Source organism: Mesorhizobium sp. M0088, from assembly GCF_040322895.1.
Lineage (GTDB): Bacteria > Pseudomonadota > Alphaproteobacteria > Rhizobiales > Rhizobiaceae > Mesorhizobium.
This window is the reverse complement of the sequence record NZ_JAMYUI010000011.1, coordinates 46694-66227: the sequence shown is the minus strand read 5'-3', so window position 1 is coordinate 66227 and position 19534 is coordinate 46694. Positions and strand designations below refer to the sequence as shown.

At 57.1% G+C, this 19534-nt stretch carries 14 protein-coding genes; 4 read left to right on the top strand and 10 right to left on the bottom strand.

Annotated elements, in window-relative coordinates:
* Nucleotides 1-217: 217 nt before the first annotated feature.
* Nucleotides 218-1381, bottom strand: a complete 1164-nt coding sequence (locus tag NKJ67_RS14915) for an IS256 family transposase (protein ID WP_502905221.1) — start codon at nucleotides 1379-1381, stop codon at nucleotides 218-220.
* Nucleotides 1382-2545: 1164 nt separating this feature from the next.
* On the opposite strand from NKJ67_RS14915, the gene NKJ67_RS14910 reads away from it, so the two are divergent.
* Nucleotides 2546-3100, top strand: coding sequence for a hypothetical protein (locus NKJ67_RS14910; RefSeq protein ID WP_352581801.1), 555 nt, complete (start codon nucleotides 2546-2548; stop codon nucleotides 3098-3100).
* Nucleotides 3101-3229: 129 nt separating this feature from the next.
* On the opposite strand, the gene NKJ67_RS14905 is transcribed toward NKJ67_RS14910, so the two are convergent.
* The 3 genes from NKJ67_RS14905 to NKJ67_RS14895 form a co-directional block, all read right to left on the bottom strand.
* Nucleotides 3230-4021 (bottom strand): hypothetical protein, encoded by a 792-nt coding sequence (locus NKJ67_RS14905; RefSeq protein ID WP_050589558.1) that lies wholly within the window; start codon nucleotides 4019-4021, stop codon nucleotides 3230-3232.
* A 561-nt stretch (nucleotides 4022-4582) separates the two neighbouring features.
* The gene (locus tag NKJ67_RS14900; protein ID WP_084025495.1) at nucleotides 4583-5041 is read right to left on the bottom strand and encodes a Ros/MucR family transcriptional regulator; all 459 of its coding nucleotides are present in this window, start codon (nucleotides 5039-5041) and stop codon (nucleotides 4583-4585) included.
* Nucleotides 5042-5225: 184 nt separating this feature from the next.
* On the bottom strand, nucleotides 5226-7988 hold the full coding sequence (locus NKJ67_RS14895) for a UvrD-helicase domain-containing protein (RefSeq protein WP_352581800.1): 2763 nt from the start codon (nucleotides 7986-7988) through the stop codon (nucleotides 5226-5228).
* A gap of 274 nt (nucleotides 7989-8262) precedes the next feature.
* On the opposite strand from NKJ67_RS14895, the gene NKJ67_RS14890 reads away from it, so the two are divergent.
* Together NKJ67_RS14890 and NKJ67_RS14885 are read left to right on the top strand one after the other, a co-directional pair.
* The gene (locus NKJ67_RS14890) at nucleotides 8263-8808 is read left to right on the top strand and encodes a DUF6650 family protein (RefSeq protein ID WP_352581799.1); all 546 of its coding nucleotides are present in this window, start codon (nucleotides 8263-8265) and stop codon (nucleotides 8806-8808) included.
* 71 nt (nucleotides 8809-8879) lie between these two features.
* Nucleotides 8880-9869: a hypothetical protein gene (locus NKJ67_RS14885; protein WP_352581798.1), complete on the top strand. Its 990-nt coding sequence runs from the start codon at nucleotides 8880-8882 to the stop codon at nucleotides 9867-9869.
* A 165-nt stretch (nucleotides 9870-10034) separates the two neighbouring features.
* Here NKJ67_RS14885 and NKJ67_RS14880 read toward each other — a convergent pair whose 3' ends face one another.
* Nucleotides 10035-11765 (bottom strand): hypothetical protein, encoded by a 1731-nt coding sequence (locus NKJ67_RS14880; protein ID WP_023760404.1) that lies wholly within the window; start codon nucleotides 11763-11765, stop codon nucleotides 10035-10037.
* Nucleotides 11762-13483: a HEAT repeat domain-containing protein gene (locus NKJ67_RS14875; protein WP_352581797.1), complete on the bottom strand. Its 1722-nt coding sequence runs from the start codon at nucleotides 13481-13483 to the stop codon at nucleotides 11762-11764. Before NKJ67_RS14875 ends, NKJ67_RS14880 begins: the two co-directional genes overlap by 4 nt.
* 401 nt (nucleotides 13484-13884) lie before the next feature.
* Between NKJ67_RS14875 and NKJ67_RS14870 the strand changes: the two genes are divergently transcribed.
* Nucleotides 13885-14295 (top strand): tyrosine-type recombinase/integrase, encoded by a 411-nt coding sequence (locus NKJ67_RS14870; RefSeq protein WP_352581796.1) that lies wholly within the window; start codon nucleotides 13885-13887, stop codon nucleotides 14293-14295.
* A 348-nt stretch (nucleotides 14296-14643) separates the two neighbouring features.
* On the opposite strand, the gene NKJ67_RS14865 is transcribed toward NKJ67_RS14870, so the two are convergent.
* The 4 genes from NKJ67_RS14865 to NKJ67_RS14845 form a co-directional block, all read right to left on the bottom strand.
* Complete coding sequence (locus tag NKJ67_RS14865) at nucleotides 14644-15039, bottom strand: XRE family transcriptional regulator (protein ID WP_023760408.1); 396 nt, start codon at nucleotides 15037-15039, stop codon at nucleotides 14644-14646.
* Between the two features lie 811 nt (nucleotides 15040-15850).
* On the bottom strand, nucleotides 15851-17068 hold the full coding sequence (locus NKJ67_RS14855) for an MFS transporter (RefSeq protein ID WP_352581795.1): 1218 nt from the start codon (nucleotides 17066-17068) through the stop codon (nucleotides 15851-15853).
* A gap of 57 nt (nucleotides 17069-17125) precedes the next feature.
* Complete coding sequence (rpoN, locus tag NKJ67_RS14850) at nucleotides 17126-18562, bottom strand: RNA polymerase factor sigma-54 (protein ID WP_352581794.1); 1437 nt, start codon at nucleotides 18560-18562, stop codon at nucleotides 17126-17128.
* Between the two features lie 69 nt (nucleotides 18563-18631).
* Entirely contained in the window at nucleotides 18632-19165 is a 534-nt protein-coding gene (locus NKJ67_RS14845; RefSeq protein ID WP_352581793.1) for a peroxiredoxin, read from the bottom strand.
* Between the last annotated feature and the right edge of the window lie 369 nt (nucleotides 19166-19534).

Here is a 19534-nt window from a genome sequence, read left to right as displayed (position 1 = left end):
TCGGGCGACCGTCGACCGGATGAGGCGACGCTCGATGAAGTCAAGCGCTACTCATACAGAACTCTCGATTGCGACTAAGTTGCTTGCCAGGCAACGAGAAACCCCTGATAGAATGGTCAGGGGGATCAAAGTCATGCTTGAACGAGGGGATCGTGTCCCGCTGCGTGGTGTAGCTGACGGCTTGGTCGCCGCGCTCTCCGGCATGGGGCCGGGCTGATCAGCGTGCCACGGCTGGCAGGCTGATCAGAGGATCATCGCTCATTTGGCTGATGGTTTCCAGCGTCATGTATCTGGCGCGCTGCACGGCCCATTCGTCGTTCTGTTCGAGCAGGATAGCGCCAACCAGGCGGACGATGGCGCCATCATTTGGGAAGATGCCGACGACCTCGGTGCGCCGCTTGATCTCGCCGTTGAGGCGCTCGATCGGGTTGGTCGAGTGCAGCTTGGCGCGGTGCTCCTTGGGGAAGGTCATGTAGGCAAGCACGTCGGGCTCGGCGTCGTCCATGATTGTCGCCAGCTTCGGCACCTTCGGCCGGATCTGGTCGGCGACGGCGGGCCATTGCGTGCTTGCGGCCCCGGGCGTTTCCTGGGCGAAGGCGGTGGCGATGAAAGCGGAGACGACGCGGCGCCCGCTCTTGCCGGCATGGGCCAGCACGTTCCTCATGAAGTGGACGCGGCACCTCTGCCATGTCGCGCACAGCACCTTGGTGACGGCCGCCTTGATGCCTTCATGGGCATCGGAGACGACGAGCTTGACGCCGCGCAGGCCACGGCGGGTCAGCTTGCGCAGGAACTCCGTCCAGATCGGCTCGGCCTCAGACGTGCCGACCTCCATGCCCAGCACCTCGCGTCGGCCGTCCGCATTGACGCCGACAGCGATGATGACGGCGACCGAGACGATGCGGCCGCCGCGGCGCACCTTCAGGTAGGTGGCGTCGATCCACAGATATGGCCAGTCGCCCTCGATGGGTCTTTCAAGGAACGCTTTGACCTTGCCGTCGATCTCTTCGCAGAGCCGCGAGACCTGGCTTTTGGAGATGCCGCTCATGCCCATGGCCTTGACTAGGTCATCGACCGAGCGGGTCGAGATACCCTGGACGTAGGCCTCCTGGATGACGGCGGTCAGCGCCTTCTCGGCCATGCGGCGCGGTTCAAGGAAACCGGGGAAGTAGGAGCCCTTCCTGAGCTTGGGGATGCGCAGCTCGACGGTGCCGGCCCGCGTCTCCCAGTCGCGCTCGCGATAGCCGTTGCGCTGGGCCGTGCGCAACGGGTTCTTCTCGCTATAGGCGGCGCCGGTGGCGGCCCCAACCTCCAACTCCATCAGCCGCTCGGCGGCAAAGCTCTTCTCCACGAGCGGCAGTGAGGTAGCGGATTGCGGCAAGCTCAGAGCGCGCAGATCGCTTGAGCCGGCCGCGCGTTTTGCGCGGCGCGGCCGTTGCCGGGCTAGATGCGACGCTCATATCCGGCGGAAAATGCGCCTTGGCATTGGCCGGGATGAGGGTCTCTTCGAGAGTAACGGTAGTCATTTCAACTCCTCCGTAGAAATAACAAGTGTTGCTCGGAAGGCGCCAACCTCAAGAGGTTAGAAATGCCTCCGGGGGGCTTGCCGACCATAACGCTGTAGGTGATCGAACGGCCTCGGCCAAGGGACGGCGGCAGTCTTTGTGCTGTGCAACTACAGGCCGCATTGCGTTACGGATACACCTAAATGGGTCACTTTCTGTGAATGTACCCATCACCCACCACATGTGGCAACCGATTCGCTTGACGACACATTATATGGTACAGATGTCGCGAGAATCAGTTTTCGCGAGGTGCATCGAATTGAGTGCCGCGACACAACTCAACAAACCTATCGAGCCGGCAGGCCGCTGGGGTCGGCTTTCTGACGAGGAACTCCTCCGGATCAGGTTCACCACCGACGACCCGGAAGGCCTGGAGGGGCTGATCCAAAGTGTTCCCCCCGTCGATAGCCGGCCTTTCGTGGAGTTCGGATACGATTTTCGAGGCTCAAAGCGGTCAATGATCCGGTGTGCACATTGCAAGTACCCCAATCATCTCGCGGGATTTGTCATCCGCGTTGACGATGGCAGCCGCTTCCTATGTGGCCATAGGTGCGGGGCCAAGATCTATGGTGTAGACTTTGAGGCGTTGCACCGGGATTATTCCCAGGCGAGAGATCGTGCATCCCTTCTCCATAGAGTAGCGAAACTCAAACAGGCCTTGCCTGGGTTCGTTCGCTATCTGGCAGACCTGAAGCGGGATTCCGCCTTCCAGCAGTATAGCGATACCCGGCAAGCCCTGCGGAGCGGCATGCAGAGGCTATGGGGCGGCCTACGGGCAGCGACCGAGCGCAGCGGAGGTATCCTCCACATAGAAGAGCGGGTGCGCGACTTCGAAGCCGAAGCGCGGGATGAAGCCCGTTATGAAAGGGAGATGGAAGACTGGCAGCAAGCCACATTAACAGAGCGGAAGCGCTGGCGCCGGGAAGGTGCGGCGCCGCGGAAACCGCAGACACCAATCTATAAGACAGTACCCCGCCCGATTGGGTCAGTCGACTTTCTTCTCGTCTACCAACGCTCCGCGTCGCGATCTGGAGGACATCGCCGCTCAGTTCGAGAGCCTTGCCGTTGACCCGGTCAGTGCAATGTCGGCATTCGAGAAGCTGCATTATTTCGGCTACAATGCCAGGAAGGACGCCCGTGGCAGCTTCATGCGGTTGGCATTTGGGTTTGGCGACACCAGCAACAAAGGCATGGCCACGCTTCTCAAGCAAGTTTCCGTGCTGCTCGAGAGGATTGAGGAACAGATCGACCGCCTCGCCGAATTGCCTGCCTTCTTCCAACCTGCGAAGCTTGAATTGATTGCCAATTGGGGGACGGCACACCATCTTGGCGGACATTTCCGGGCCGAGCGGAGAACCTTGATTTTTGAGCACGATGCGGGGTCTATCCATCAAGTAGGGCTACCGGCAGGTTATAGCGTCCCCAGCAAGGCTGGCATCGAACTCTTGCGGGCTACGATGAGCGACAAACAGGGATTAGCTGACGGCATGGGAAGTCTCATCCCCGACTCTCCGGGACACGGTGATCTAACATAATGGATATTATGCGAGTTAAGTATTTGATCGATTTATAGCTTTTCGATCGGCGGTGTACTCTGTCACGATGCCATGAGCGGCGCCGAGCTTGCTGAACAGTCTGCGGGACTATCGGGCAGCGCCTGGTCGTCAGCCAAAAACGCCCACATTCGCGGCCGCCGAAGTGGCTGAATCACGGTTGGCATGCAACGTTCTGAGCCTGCTTGCGAGAGCATTTGTGAGAGCCGCTAGCCCTTCACCATTGTTGAGATAAGGAAGAAACCGATGGTGACGTAGGTCGAAAGGGATATCGTCGGCAGACTGGGTGATCGGAATGACCTGCTTACCCAGCGTGTGAGCAATCCCAGCTTCATAAAAGACGTTGGGATTTTTGCCGGTGAAATCGCAAACGACAACGAACGATCGGTAGATGAGACCGAAAATGTCCTGGATGACGGCCGACTCCTTCCAGATATTGTCGGCCCGTTCACAGCTCATGCCGCTTTGGCTGCAGGCTTGCTGAATCGCACTATATACGCCATTCAAGCCGGCGGAGAACGGCATCATCACCGAAACCAGATAGGGGTCTGGTAATTCGGCCGGCAAAGTGAAGGCAGATGGCTGAAAATAGATGCGAGGCCCGGTGTTGGCGGCGCTCGAGATCGTTTGGCCTCCGCCCCCAAATTTGCCGCCGATATAATTGTCAACTTCGGAAAAGTTGGCTTCCTCACGTTCAACAATGCGCATCAACACCTCCAAGGCACAGCCAGCGTAGTCGTCGTCCCCGAAGCTGAGGCTGCGCAGGAGCCGGGAGTGCGAGCTGATCAAGTCGTAGCAGCCCGTGAGAGTGCCAAGCTCCAGCCAGTTTTCATGCTTGAAGTGTTCAACCGCCACATCTTTTAGGACGAGGACTTTCCGTCGTGTTTGTGCGTCTACGTACATGGACTCGATTCTGATGTGAGAAGCCGGGATGGAGCACTACGCCGTGGATATACCAGAAAGGCAGGGCAATCTGCTCTAGATATCAAATTTAGCTCAATAGGCGCCAGCTACATGGCTTGCGGACGCAAGCGGCGCCGGATTCCAATCTGCTTGAAGGTGGCGGATACCCGATATCGGTCTAAGCTATTGACTTAAATGCATATTCCATAGCAAAACTTCTGCCGTTTTAGGGTAGGAAAGCGAATCCGAATCGACTGGGGTTGTTGGAAGCTTTCGAACTTTCTGCCTTGAGCCTCCAGCCGAATTGCGCGCGCTGATGAAGGAAATTGGCGGGTCTCGATCCGCAGTGTTGCGACTTTGATCGAAGCCCTTATCTCGGCGTTCCAGTCGTTCAGACCGCTACGTCGCGCGACCCACTATCGAGGAAGCACTCTTCTGCTATCGGGGACGCTCTGCATAGCTCGCAACGTCGCCGAAGATCGCTCGAAATTGGGTGCCATGGCCCACGTTCTCGATAGGCTAATGCCCATCGCGGCGCGCCCGAGGTTTGACCCGCCGCCTTTACGAAGCCCTTGGCTTTCGTTTTGCAGGCGCCTTTCGGGTCGGGGTAGGTTGCGGTTTGCGTCCAAGCCCCGCCGCCTTTGCTAGCGTAGATCTTTGGGCCGCGTAGTTCGGCGCAACCATCGGGTAGTCTGGCTTCAATCCCCACTTTTCGCGGTATTCGTTTGGAGTGAGTCCGTAGTGTACCGCGAGATGGCGTTTCAGCGATTTGAATTTCTTCCCGTCTTCAAGGCAGATGATGTGATCTGGCGTCACCGACCTTTTCGGATTGACGGCGGGTTCATGCTGAGACGGCTCGGGCACATTCGGCTGACCAAGGCCTGTAAGCGACGAATGTATCGACGCGATGAGGTCCGGCAACCCAGCGACGGGCAGGGGGTTTTGGCTGACATAGGCAGAGACAATGTCTGCAGTCAGCCCGACCAGATCAGCCGTTACGGCTTCGTTTTGATCACTCAAGTATTCGCTCCTGGTATGGGGTCAAATCCGCATCGCCCACTTTTCGTATATCGCAATTTTGAGCGATGCCGAGATAAATCTACCAGCCCCTCCTTTCCCCGTCCGGCCACATCTCAGCTCAATGGTCGTTAGGAGCGCGAAGTCGTAAAGGGTCCCTGTTCGCCGTCACAATGAGTGCAGGCGGTTACCGTCTACGGACTACGCTTTTCGGTTCAGTGTGTTTGCAATCCGGGAATTGATTGCACCCACGAAACTTCGATCCGTCTTCGTTGCGCCGCTCCACCAATTGGCCGACGAGGCAGGCTGGACATTGGCTCAATTCCGCTCCCTCAACCGTCTCGAAGCGAACTTCGTCGCCGGCGATCTCGCAAAGCTCCTTAATATAGCGGGATGGCTGACGGCGATTGGTAAGCATGTAGACGCCTCGGCTGGCACGCGTGAGCGCTACGTAGAACAGGCGTCGTTCTTCCGCGTAGGCGAAGGTCTCGGGTCGGGGAATGACCAAGTTCAGCAGCTCATCGTCTTCGATGCGGCTTGGTACGCCGTAATTGCCCTCGCTGACGTCGAGCAGGACCGTGTAGTCGGCCTCAAGGCCCTTTGCCCGGTGAAACGACAGCCCGGCCACCTCAATGTTGGCAAAGGACGGCGGCCTTCCTTCAAAAGGATCGAGGACGTTGTAGCGCCACAAAACCAGAACCTTAAGCTTGTCGCGCTTTTCGTCGCGCCACCGGTTGGCAATACCCCCCAGAGCGCCATCAAGCCGTTCGAGCAGGCGCTGACATGCCACCGCAAAGTCCGGCTTGTCGCGTTTATCATCGATGGGAATTACACGGATTGATCGCGAGACGGCCGGACGCGTCGAGCGGACGGACTTCTTGATCTGTTCGGGATTGCGCTGGACGAACTTGGCGGCTGTCTCGGCAATGAGCTGGTTACAGCGATACGTCTGCTCCAGGCGCCCCTGCCAACTGGTCCCGAAGTTCGCCTCGAACCGTGTGAAGATGGTGATGTCCGATCCGGCAAAACGATAAATTGACTGCCAGTCGTCTCCGACCGCGAACACCTTGCTGAACGCCTTTTGCTGTTTGAGCGCCTTGACGAGGTTAGCGCGAGGCTCGGAAATGTCCTGAAACTCGTCCACGAGAATGAGGGAATAGGGGCTTCGATACCGTCCGCTCTCAACCAACTGCACCGCGTCCGCGATCATCGAATCGAAATCGATCCGCCTGGTTTCCTCGAGCTTTCGGGAATATCCCTGGGTGATCGCCCAGACCAACCGAGCGAATAGCTTAGCGCGCTCCTTGTCATGCAGGGTCTTGGCGCGTTCGAGCAGCATGTCGAGCGTGAGGTGGCTAGCACGTATGTGCTTCAAGCAGGTCGATATCAGCTGGTGATAATGCTTGATAACGACCGGATCGAGCGCCTTGGTGATTTCGGCATAGCTCTTTCGCTCGACAGGTATTGAGCGACGCGCCAGTTCGGATTCTAGCGTGCTGAGCAGCGTCTCGTCGCTGGCTTGAGCCGAAGTGGTCTCGAAGAAATCGATCTCATTGCGGCGATATGCCTGCCGCTTGTTCTCGGCGTGGTTGGCGTAGTCCGCAAGGGGTGAGCATCCGTCCGCATCGAGCGCGAAATGCTCATGCACGGTTTCGGTCTGCGGATAGTAGAAATCTGGATGTAGATGGCGGACGCTGCCATCGTCTTCCTCCACCGCAATTTGCCGTTCGTATTCGAAGGCGACTGAATGCAGCCAAAGCCAGTTGGCGATCTTCTTCTCCTGCAACGACTTTACGATCACCGCGGACAAGGAACCGATCGTGGCGCTATCCTTTCCAAGGGTGTCCGATACGTAGCGCCGGTAGTCGGCCTCCCCGTCAAATACCTCTATCGGGATGTCGGCCTTGGGATGCACGACGAGAAGCTCGGCCCACATCCGGGCAAATTCCGGATCGCTCTCGACAAGGTTCTGGATTATCGCTTCGATAACCCTGGTTTCGCCTGCGGGATGATCCACCCAGTTGGCGAGCTGCGGCGGCCGACCCTCGACCTCCTCAATGATTCCGCGTCCCAGCGCATGAAATGTAGTGACCCGACACTCCAGGGCGTCCTCCGCGACCTGTAACTGGGCGGCGATCCTTGTCCTGAGTTCATCGGCTGCGTTTCTGTTGAAGGCCAGGAGCAGAATCTCGTCGGGCCGATAGAGTTGCTTGTCCAGGACGTATGCGACCTTGCCGACCATCGTCGCGGATTTGCCTGACCCTGCCGAGGCCACCAGCAGGTTGTTGTCCTCTAGGCGAATACAGGCCTCGCGCTGCTGGTTGGAGAACGAGCGCCGGTCGAGATCGTCGAAGAACGACTGGAACTTGATAAATTCCGAGCGGACGAAAGCCTCGTTGTAGGCATGGCGGACGCCTGGGTCGGTTATCATCGCGAACGAGGCCGGAAGGGAGGCCTTCAGTCCTGCCGGGATCATGTCCGGGTTTAGAAGCGGGTGAGATAGGGCCGCCGCTGCGGCGCCAGGGACTTCGGCGACAGCCCTGCCCAGATCGACCTGTGCAAGATACTGTCTGTTGCCTTCGGTAAGCTCACGAAGCCTTTCGTCGACCTCGTGCAGGCGATCCTTCTCGGTGGCGATCAGCCCAAAGAGGTGAGTGTTGATGAAGGAATGAAGGTCTGCGGCCAGTTGTGTGGCCGCGTCACCCGACAATGCCGATAATGAATCTGTTCTGCCACGAGCGCGAATCTCCACTGTGTGCCACAAGAGGGCCTTGCTTACGGAAATCGACACAATATCGAGGCAGCTAAGCTCTACCTCGCTATCTTGAGCCAGCCGGAAACGTCCCGATTTTTTCGGGTCTAGGGTCAGCTTCCATTTTCCCGCCGGAAACAGCCGCGCAAAGAAACCTGGGCGGTAGATCCGCGAGCGAGTAGATAGCAATTTGGTCAAGGCCACGTTCAATACGCTCGGTCGGCAAGAGCTCCTCAGGAGCGAATATCAGCAACAGATTGAGATGTTCCAAATCATCGTGGTTGGACATTGCTCGGGCCGCGATGCAAGCCGCGGCTCTCTTTCGTCGACCATCAAGGGAAACAACGCAACCTGGTCGGCGCGTCAACGGTCTCACTAGATTGTTGCGGCGAGTTACACCCTACCAAACGCCGGACTTTCATTTTACGTCCTGCCGCGCCAATGATGCGAATCTGGAGTGGAGGGGCAGTAGATGGCAATCGTTCGGCGAAGCTTCGACGCCATTCGCAGCAGGCTCACCGGCATCGGGTTCCTCAGTATTAGCGCGAGCTGGAATCCGCCAATCGCACAACGGACCGTGATCTTGCGGCTGTTCAATTTCTTGGAGAATCGGCGTGTGCTCTACGTTCCGATGCATTTCGAGGTTCCGGACCAAGTGGATCAGTCTGTGATTCAGATTCGCAATGAACTTACGCAAATCTTGAACGACCTTCCCGAGAATTCGCCAGCTGCACGGCGCGTCCGGCATCTACGCACAGCGTCCCGGCGTTTTCTGGAGGATGCGCCGCCTGACTACCGAAACATCGCCTATCGCCTGCGCAACGACGTCGATCATGGATTCCCGATCCGGCTGCATAACTATGGCGAGCGCCCGTTGACGCCTGGATATTTCGTTGCGCTGGGGGAGTTGCGGGCAATCTTCGGATTGCAGCTTTCGGCGCTCGCCGCCGAATTCGAGATAGACGTGGAGGAAGACCTTGCGTCAATCTTCCCCGATGCGGTCGAGCGTGACGATTGAATTTATAGCGCTAAAAGACTGACGCCATGCTGGCATGTGCGTGCGGATAAACGTCGAGCCTGGGGGATTATGTGACCGAACGCAGGGGTAGGGATACGACCGGCGAGTGGCCAGCTATTACCGAAAAGCATTGGTATGTGTTGTCTATCGTCAGTGCGATGTTCACGGCGGTCGCTATCGTAGCCGCTTTTCTGTTCATTTTCGGTGACGGTTTCGATGGCGAGCATGATACCCGCTTGGCCCAAGCTCTTGCCCCTTTCGGTGTTGCACTGTTCGCGCTGGTAACTTTTTGCACTGTTAGCTGGCGATGTTCCATTAGCGTTAGGCAGGCCAATCAAGCTGAGAACGAAGGGCGCGCAAGACTCCTTCAGGAGGGAGCTAAACTTTTGAGCGAGCCAAGCAAACCATCTCATGTGTCTGCCGGTGTCGCTACTCTAAGCGTGCTCATTCATAGCGGGCAAGGGGACTACGCTTGGAGTGCAATGAACCTGCTCGCTGATTTTGTCGAAGATCACATGCGCAGCTATCATGGCAACCGTCATCGAGAAGAGATTTCCGGCGTCATGCGGTCCGGAGATGAGGCGGGTTTTAACACCGGTCGAAGCATCACCTTCTGCGTTGTGGAACCCGAAGAGGATTACCACTACGACGACGATCCTGTATACTGGCACTACATTCCAGGATTTGCCTCGGTAAAATATTTTGGAGGGGAATTTCCGTTCGATGACGAATACGAAATTGATCGACTGGAAAATGCATCATTTAACGGCGTAACAATAGCGCGATGGAATCGCGTAACGATCGATGGTCGATTTGATAGGTCGACGTTCAAGAATTGCGCTATCACTCGTGTCGACTCGGTTGATTCACTAAACCATCATGCGAATTATAAACATGCTTTCGAGAAGTGTGATTTCTCGAATTGCATATTCGCGGATGAGAGAATGCTCGCGGTGGATTTTCGAGAGGGCGAAAATTACTTTCGTGCTGATGCCCCTCCTACACTCGCTGGCGGAACTGCCGCAATCGACTGGGCAGCGTTGCTGAACCGCAGAGAATGACTGAACATCTCGCTTCAACCCGCTAAACGACTGTGTGGCAACGAAATAATGCCGCTTCCCCCTTCGAGGCCCCGACAAAAACGATATCAGCGCACGTGATATTAGCAGTGTTGTAGAGAGGTGGAGATTGACCAAAGTCGGCGCACAACTTCACTTTTGTTTGGACTAATCGGAATCATTGCCCGAAGTGTCAATGGTGCTCTCATCCGGAAGCAGTGCCATCGTCCAAAAATGGGGTGGAATCGGCAATCGATATGTCAGGCAAGCCGTGAGAACGATCGGCCATAGTCCGTACCTCATTGCTGAAAGCCCATTGAATTCCTCACAGGCGATGATCTCCTTGCGAACCTGTTCAAGTAAAGCGTCCGGACCGTTGGTCGGCCCGAGGTGTGCAATACAAGAACCATGTACCTCCGAGTTCAAATATAAGTGCTCTTCTGAAGTCGTATCCGGTATCCATAGCTGCCAGGTACTGTGCGCCATGTCTTTAGCGTGGAAATCAGCCAAGATGGCGAAACTCTTCGCGTCTTGAAAGATCGCCAACCAAACGCCGAGTGTCGGATAAAGGATGCTGCCCAGCGTCGCTTCCTCTCGATAACCTTCGGCCGCTCTCGGGTGCATTGCAAGGTCGGCATACTCGCGGAAGACGCAGGGGTATTTACCGTTGGCTCGATAACTGAATATCGAAGACAGCGTGATTTGCTCAATCCACCGGCGTAGAAAATCAAAAGCCTTGCATTGCATTAGAAACAGGCCAACGACCGTAATCTCGATTGCGTGATCGTCTCGCAACGGGGTGTAGAGAGCTGGGTTATTTTGGATCGTTTTACAGATAATGTTCAGCGATTTCTGCAACTCGGAATCTAACGCGGTTTGAAAAGCTTGGTCAATTCCTTTGTACGTGAGGGATTTTGTATGAATTAGCCACAAGCCATTTATGGCCAGGCGCCCTAGTGCCTGAAACAATTTCAGATTGATGTCTACGCTAGCTGGAGATGGCACGGAAACGCCGAGACCATCATCAATAGCACAGTAGGGTAAGACATGGCGCTCTATGAACAATGCAGCTATAACGCGGTTTAGATGCATCATTTTTTGCACCACCTCCGCCAAACGTTTAGCGAGCTTGGACTTGCCGAAATGAGCACGACATAGATGCCACATTCGCAATGTGGCGATGGCGCTTGTCGAGTAGGCTGCTTCGAGGTTTTCCGCATCACGGCACCAGACAAAGACCGTCCAACTCGCAAGGTAAATTTGACGCACTAGCCGCAGACGATCGAGAAGGTTTTTCGGCTGTGTTTCGGCCAGTTGCCGCAGCAGGGCGTCGAAATGCGCTACACAGACGGTTGGCTCATCGACCATTGCGACGGCCTTTCGAAATGATGTCTGCATGGTCTTCGGGAATATGTTCTCGCGAAGCAGGCCTGTGGCGATCAGGTCAGCGATGTGATCGCCATTCCACTCCACGAACTCAAGCTTCCCGAGTTTTGTCTTCGTTTCGATAAAGCCTTCGACCTGCGGCCTCACATCCTCTTGCATGTCCCCACCGAAACAAAGCGCGACTATGACCGGCAAGTCCATGTAACGAAGGGGAACATGCTTGGGGATGTAGACTTCGATGATCTCTTCAAGCGAGGGGCGCAGTGCCTGATTTCCCCTTGTCCAGTTGTCCCGGGTCAGGTCGCCAGACTTGATCGAAAGGAGAAATAGCGACTTGTCGCCCGTTTGAGGATGGGGGCCAATCGCTGCCACATCTACGCCATATTGGCGAGTTCCGCGCTTAGGGCGTGAGACCACCGTGTAGCCGACTTCGCTCATGATGTCTGGCAATACCACGTCGAGTTCGTCCCTCTCATTGAGGGACGCCAGATATTGTTTCAGAAGAAGCTTCACTTCGGGCGCTCCTCGACGCGAAGCCGATAGATGAGATAGTTCAGGCGCGCCGGATAGAGAACATCCATATGTGGCAATGCGGATGATGTTTCAAAGCTTTGCAACTGCATCACATGCCGGATGGGCTCACCGGAGCTGTCGGGATAGACGTAGACGACAGATGAGCGCCCGTAGAGAAGGGTACTCTTGTGGAACAACCCTGCGAAGATAGAGCTTTCTTCGGCTATCCGGCCAATCTGTTTGCTGCGTTCGTGCGCGATTTCAGCTTGGACCCGCTGCTCCAACATGGACGGCTGCATCGCCCTATTTTGTGGCAATGCACGTAGCGGCGTTTGGTAGCTAGCGACCTGTTGCTGCATTCGTTCAATCGAGGCTTTGAGACCCTTGCCCGGATAGGCATTGTGAATTTCGTCAAAGAGGTCGAGGTCGGTTGGATAGTTGCGAAGCCAGAAGGATGTGATGTCCTTCTCTAGTAGCTTTCGTTTCTGCGGTTTCAAAGACGTCAGACATGCTGACAGAAGCGACACAGCTGGCCCATGGTTGAACATCAGATATGCATATATTTTATGTGCAAGATAAAAGACCTCAGCGTCTCTGAGCTTGAATTCGTGGATTTGAAAATCGTAAATTGACTTGTCCAAAGGGGGAAAGAATGCGTCGAGTTGGCTGCAGATTTTATAATCACCATCCAGCAGCCAACGTGTGACATACCAGCCGTGTGCATCACCAGCTGACGTTTGGATTTTGTGCACCAGCGAATCGAATTTCTTCAGAGGAGGAGCAGCCCTTTCCTGACTTAAGATAGCAGTCAATGTCTCGAAAACGAGATGGCGGTCCCGATCAATATCCATGCTGTAGAGTGCAGCGTCGGTCAGGTCGAGCGTCCTGGCATCGTCGCTTTGGACGGACTTCATCAACGCGAGTACCTTTTCTTTGAGTAAGGGAGGAAAGGCAGCGGGATGATAGGCAAGCCCAGCAATCAACTCGTTACGGGCATTTTCGTTTGATCGATCGGCTGCCTCTTCCAGTTTCGCGACAAGCAGAGCTGACTTATCGGTCTGCCTCTCAAGCAGGCGGATAATTGCAAAAGCAGCAGCGCGCTGGTCTTGGGGATCATCCGACGACATCAAATCAGCGAGCCGCTCGGTCGCAAGCGTGTCGTCTCCGTCAGAAGAGTCAAAGAAGCCGAGCACATAAGTCGCTTGGCGTCTAATGGAGGGCCATTTGCTTTTGGAGAAGGAAATGGCTGCATTCAGCGCTTCAGATGGTGCTGTCGCCCTCCACGCTTGGAGGACTGTGCCCAGGAAGTCGCTGTCCCGGTCTGTTTCCGTGATGATATTTGCCACTTGGTGAATTTGCGCTGGATTGGCCGCGCCCCATGCTTCGAAGCCTTGGGCTATATGGTAGGCGAGGTCGTCAGACGCCTTGTCCCCCAACGTATGAACAAGCGAAACCACGCGCTCCGTTGTATCTTGAATCTTGCTTAGAAAGCCCTCAATGACCTGCGCTATTCGCGATCTGTCTCGGTTTGAGAATTCCGCTACAGGAAGTGCCTCAAAGTACGAAATTCCGTCGAAGGTGTCATCATTGTGCATGTCCGCAAGGGCCGTGCCGACACCCCTGAGGGAATCGAAACTCACTGCCGACACTGTAGGCCAAAGCGAGCCGTCCGACACTGCCCGCTTCAGTTGTGCAATTGTAATAGGGTGATCACTCATTGGCTTTGTTCAACGTAAATTGGTTCTGCTGACCGCTAGGCGCACCGTCAGAACACGAGCTAAAGAAGAGGTTTCGAACGAACGTCGCAGTGCGCTATCGGTGATCGCAAGCTACCACACGGCTTGAACCGCCTGTTGGTCGAAATTGTCGGCAAAGGGTAACTGTACAGACTTCTAACATTTTGGATCTGACGGTCCTTCTAGGCGCCGTGCCGCTATCGCTGCTTTGAACTTCTTAAGGGCCTCGGCCTGAGATGGCGCGACTGCCATTTGACTTGAGCGGGAAGAGGCGTCGATCTGACCATGGAGTTCCGTTCAACGAGAGGAACTCGCCATGGCTACCCTGTCGACCGATGCACCAATCTCTCCGCTTCGCCAGCGCATGCAGCACGACATGCTTCATGCGTGGCCTGGGCTCCCATACCCAGCAGGACTACGTTCGTCACGTCCGGCGCTTCGCTGTGTTCCTTGGCCGCTCGCCCGACACGGCGACGGCTGCGGACATCCGTCGATTCCAGCTGCATCAGCATGAGAGCGGCGTCGGCCCTGCGACGATCAATGGCGCGGTCTCGGCACTGCGGTTCCTGTTCCTCGTGAGGCTGAAGCGGCGGGATCTGGCGCGTGCGCTGGTGATCATGAGGTATCAGCGCAAGCTGCCCGATGTGCTGAGCGTGGAGGAAGCGGCGCGGCTGCTCGAAGCCGCACCCGGCATCAAGTACAAGGCCGCGCTCGGCGTCGCCTATGGCGCGGGCCTGCGCGTGTTCAAGTTGCGCACCTCAAGATCGACGAAATCGACTCGACACGCATGCTGATCCGCGTCGAACAGGGCAAGGGACGCAGGGACCGCAACGCTATGCTCTCGCTGCAACTTCTGGAACTGCTCCGGCTGTGGTGGCGCGAAGGCAGGTGGCGCGGGGTGATGCTCCCCCATGGCTGACTGTTCCCCGGGGCGCAGCTTCACCGCGCCGATCTCATCGAGGCAATTACACCGCGCAGTCCAGGAGGCAGCCAAAGTCGCCGGCATCCGCAGCTCACACCTATGTCGGCCTCCGTTACCTTGCCGCGAGCTGGCTTAACTAGGACGTTGCTCATACCTCCTACTCCTCGCATCGACGAGACCATCTCGCCCATCGGTAGTCTTTAGCCGAAACAGAGTGAGGTCAGCCGGCGCGTGCGGCTTTTGTGCGATTACGTCCACCTGCCGCTCTTTTGACGCTATGCACGGAGACGGCTTTGGGAGCCACCACGTCGCCGAGCCGCTCTATACGGAGGGCCGCGCGTGAGGGAAGGCGAACGACGAGTTCGAGTTGCCCCCCGATCGCCTCGACGTAGCTTTTAAGAGTAGACAAGTACATGTCGGCTTGTTTCTCGATCTTCGAGACCGAAGGCTGCTTGATCTTGAGGACCGAAGCGATTTCGGCCTGGGCCTTTCCAGCGGCACGCCGCAAATCGCCGAGACTCTCGACTTCTCCCCTTAATTCTTCGAAACGCGCGTCGACCCGCTCCCGACGATCCTCGGGGAGCGCAGCGATTAGGTCGTCAAGCTTGCGTCCCATCACTTCTTCTCCTTCTTCGCCGCCCCCAAACGGTCGAGATGCCCTTGATAGCGCTTGTCCGCCTTGGCGATCAGACTTTTATAGAAGCGCTACTCACTCACGCCCGACTTATCGCCGGCGACGAGCAGGATCCTTCCGCTTCCGGTCGAATGCGAACGCAACCCGCCAGACACCATCATCAGCGTCGAAGCGAAGTTCTTTCATGTTCGCGAACGACGAGTCATTCAAGGTCCGCATGCGGTCGCCCCAGCTGGGGCCCGAACACACCGAGCAGCTTAGCCGAGGCCAATAGCTCATCTTGGACTGTCTGGTGCAACGCCTCGACTCCCCGTCGAACTCATCGCCAAAAACGGCTTCGCAAGTCATATATAGCTCCTAGGCTATGTGGTCAAGATCACAAGCTGCCGAACGATAGTCTGCGGCCGAAACAAGGTACGCGCGATCGACGATAATCCGGCCGCCGTTGACACGACTGGCAATTCGCGACCTGTCTGCGCTATCGAGCGGCATCGTCACCGGCGTTCTGACGGGCATGGCCGGCGCGTAGCTGTCGCTTGCCCAGAATGCCGGCTTGTCGTGAAAGGTATGACCGCCAGCAAGGGTTCCATCGCGCCGGCAGCGCTCACCGTCGCCAAATGGAAACCGGTGCCGGCGAGGTTCGCGTGTCTGGCGGCGAAGGTCGCCATGGCCCGGAGGTGAAGCCGGCGAGGCATCTGCGCTGGTCCATGCGTAATCGTGTGGAGAACCGCGCCGCGCCGTGCATCGCATCTCTCGTCCCGCTGCGCTGCTGAGGCCTTTTCTGTCAGGCGGTCTAGGTTTCGCGCTTCGGGCCGACCAGGAACACTATGAGGGCAGCGACGAACGTGGCAACAGCACTGTAGGCAATGGCGCTTGTAATCCCCGCATTCTCCACCAATAGTCCGCCGAAAATCGCGCCGGCTGCGATTGCCACTTGGAATACTGTGACCAGCAGCACACCGGCGCTTTGGGCCTGCTCGGGAACGGCCCTCCGTACCATCCACGTCTGCAATCCCACTGGCACGGCGCCGAAGGCAAACCCCCACGCGGCAACAGCAATCGCCGAGGCCAAGGCCGATGCTCCCGCCGTCAGCAGCGAAACAGCGGCTATCGCTATGAGCAGCGGTGCAAGGGCCGCGACTGCCTTGAGACTGTACTCGGCCAGAAGCCCGCCGGCCAGATTGCCGAAGAATCCGCTGATGCCAAAAGCCAGCAACACAAGCGAGATCGTCTCGACATCCAGCGCGGGAATCTTCTCGAGGAAGGCGCGGATATAGGTGATTCCGGCGAAGTGGCCGGAAGCGACCAGCAGGACGACCAAAAGCGCAATTTTGACCATCGGAATCTTGGCCACATCCAGCAGGCTTCGGAAGCTAGCCACTCCAATCGGAGGCAGTCTCGGAATGGTTATGAGTTGCACGAGCAGTGTAGCGGCGGCGCCGGCTGCGGCGAGCATGAAGGCGCTTCGCCATCCCCAGATATCGCCGACGTAAGCGCCGATTGGAGCTGCGCAGACGGTAGCTACGGAAACGCCGGTAAGGATGATCGACATAGCGCGCGGCAGGAGGTGGCTTGGAACGAGCCGCATCGCCAGTGCTGCCGACATCGACCAGAAGCCTCCGAGCGCTATGCCGAGCACGACGCGTGCAGTCAGGAGAACCGCCAGCGACCACGCGCCGGCCGCCAGAACGTCCGACAGGATCAGCAGCAGCGTCATGGTCCACATGACGGTCCTGCGGTCCAGGCGCTTTGTGATGATCGCCACCGTCGGCGCCGAGATCGCCCCGACGATAGCTGTCGCCGTCATCGCCTGTCCAGCCGCTCCCTCGCTAATACCGAGATCATGCGCGAGGGGCGTGAGCAGGCTGACAGGCAGAAACTCTGCCGTGACCAGCCCGAATGTGCCCAAGGAAAGCGAAATGACCGCACCCCATGCGGGACCAGACGGTGGGACGGGCTTTTCTGGGTCGTGCAGAACAGCGTCCATGACGCCTGCTGCGGATTGGGTCATGAACGAAGTCTCCACTTTGATGCAATGCAACGTGATGTTGGCTGCCTTGACCCAAATCTAAAAACACAAGCGCATTTCCCGGCGGCGTTGCACGGAGGAGGGGATGTTCATTGCTTCGCGATATTTTGTGACGGTGCGGCGCGCAACATCGATGCCGGTTTCCTTCAGCCGGACAGCGATGTCCTCATCGGAAAGCACGTCGCCGGGAGATTCTGCGGCAATGATCGCTTTGATCCGATGCCGGACAGCTTCGGCGGAGTGCGCATCGCCGCCTTGGCAGGACGCGATCGCGACGGTGAAAAAATACTTCAGTTCAAAGACTCCGCGCGGGGTAAGCATGTACTTGTTCGAGGTCACCCGGCTTACTGTCGACTCGTGCACGCCGATCGCGTCAGCGACGGTTCTAAGATTGAGAGGCCGCAGGTGGGTGACGCCATGTTCCAAAAAGGCATCCTGCTGACGCACGATTTCAGCCGCAACCTTAACAATCGTCTTGGCGCGCTGATCGAGGCTGCGGATTAGCCAGTTCGCGTTTTGCAAGCATTCGTCGAGAAATGCTTGATCTTTCGAATTTTGGGCAGTTTGACGCGTGACTTCGGCATAGTAGGTTTGGTTGATCAGCAGCTTCGGCAGCGTGGCGGGATCAAGTTCGATCTGCCACCCGCCTTGCGGCGAGGGCGTGACCCAGACGTCGGGTATGATTGATTCAGACGCACCGGATTGGAATCTGTTCCCAGGCTTGGGATCGAGCGCCCGAATCTCATGCATCATGTCGAGAAGGTCTTCTTCATCGACGCCGCAATGCTGCTTCAGCGCCTCAAAATCGCGTCGCGCAAGCATTTCAAGATTGGCAACCAAAGCTGCCATTGCCGGGTCGAGCCGGTTTCGCTGGCGCAATTGGATCTCGAGGCATTCTCTGAGATTTCGCGCAAAAACTCCCGGTGGATCAAATTGCTGCAACGTCCCGAGAACCCGTTCCACAACAGCCTCACGGACATTCAGGCTCTCGGCCAGCTCCAAAAGGTTTGCCCGAAGATAGCCAGTGTCTTCCAGATCGGCGGCAAGCTGGCCAGCGATCAGCCGCTCCTGTGGTGTGAACGCAGTGAGGGCGATCTGACGAGCGACATGGTCGTGCAATGTTTCGGCGAGGGTGGCAAACTCGTCGAGGGAAGGGCCATTGCCCGGCGGGTTGTTGGTCGTGTTGCGAAGTGATTTCCACTGCCCGAGCCGTTCAGGCGACCCTGGCCCGGTCGGTCCTTCAACGGAGTTTGCGCCAGGGCCGATGGGTTGATCCGATCCCGAAATCGAAACATCGTCAAAAGGCCCGCCATCGTTTGATGCAGATTCCAAGAGCGGGTTCTTCTCGATTTCCCGCTCCACGAACTGATGCAGTTCAGTATGCGCCAGTTGCAGCAGGCGAATCGACTCAATGAGTTGAGGCGATGCGACCATGGATTGCTTCTGGCGCTGAAGCAGGCTTGCTGAGGATTGCATGGTGAGCGCGATAATCCTGTCGAGGAGCCTCTTGGGGCCGGCACTGGCACCAGTGAGACGTTTTCTAGGTCAAGCGGCGGCTTTCAGCGTTTCGAGAACGTTTTGCGGGGATGAGACGCCATAGGGGTCGGCCTCGCAGTTGTCGGAGAAACCTTCCTCCTCGAACCAGTGCTCCACCACGCCATTGTTGATCAGGGCGGCGTAGCGCCAAGAGCGCATCCCGAAGCCGAGATTGTCCTTGGCGACCAGCATGCCCATTTTGCGTGTGAACTCGCCTGAGCCATCGGGGATGAGCTCGACCTGCTTCAGGCCCAAGGACTTCCCCCACGCATTCATCACGAAGGCGTCGTTGACTGAGAGGCAGTAAATCGCGTCAATTCCCTCCTTCTCAAACTCATCATAGAGCTCTTCGAACTGGGGCAATTGGTAGGTCGAGCAGGTTGGTGTGAAGGCGCCAGGCAGCGAGAACAGGATGACCCGCCTGCCGGCAAAGTAGTCGTCAGATGTCTTTTCTTCCCAGCGATATGGATTTGGCCCCTGGACTGACTTATCGTGAACGCGCGTGAGAAAGGTGACGAAGGGAACTTTCTTTTGAACTGTCATCAAGTTGCTCCTAAAGAAGAAAACTGCCGTTGAATTCTGGCATAGGCTGGCGCAATTCCGAGCAAAGGCTCGTATGCTCGGGCACGGAATGAGGGCCTCGGCGGCTCGCAACTTCCTTTTCCATCCCGACGTATGGGAACGTCTTGGCGGCTGGTCTTGGCCACGCGAACGCAATCGATCTGAGCGAGCTGGAGACCGTCGAGCCGCTTGCTTTCCACGGCTATGGCGCCGGAAGCGGGATCGGTCACCCGCGATCGTGCCCGGGGAAAAGGGATAGCGGCCGGAAGTAGCCAATATCGCAAGCATGTGGCGACCTGAAATGTCACTTCACGCAGACTCGGGTCACTGGACTGGTTCAGCGTGTTGTCG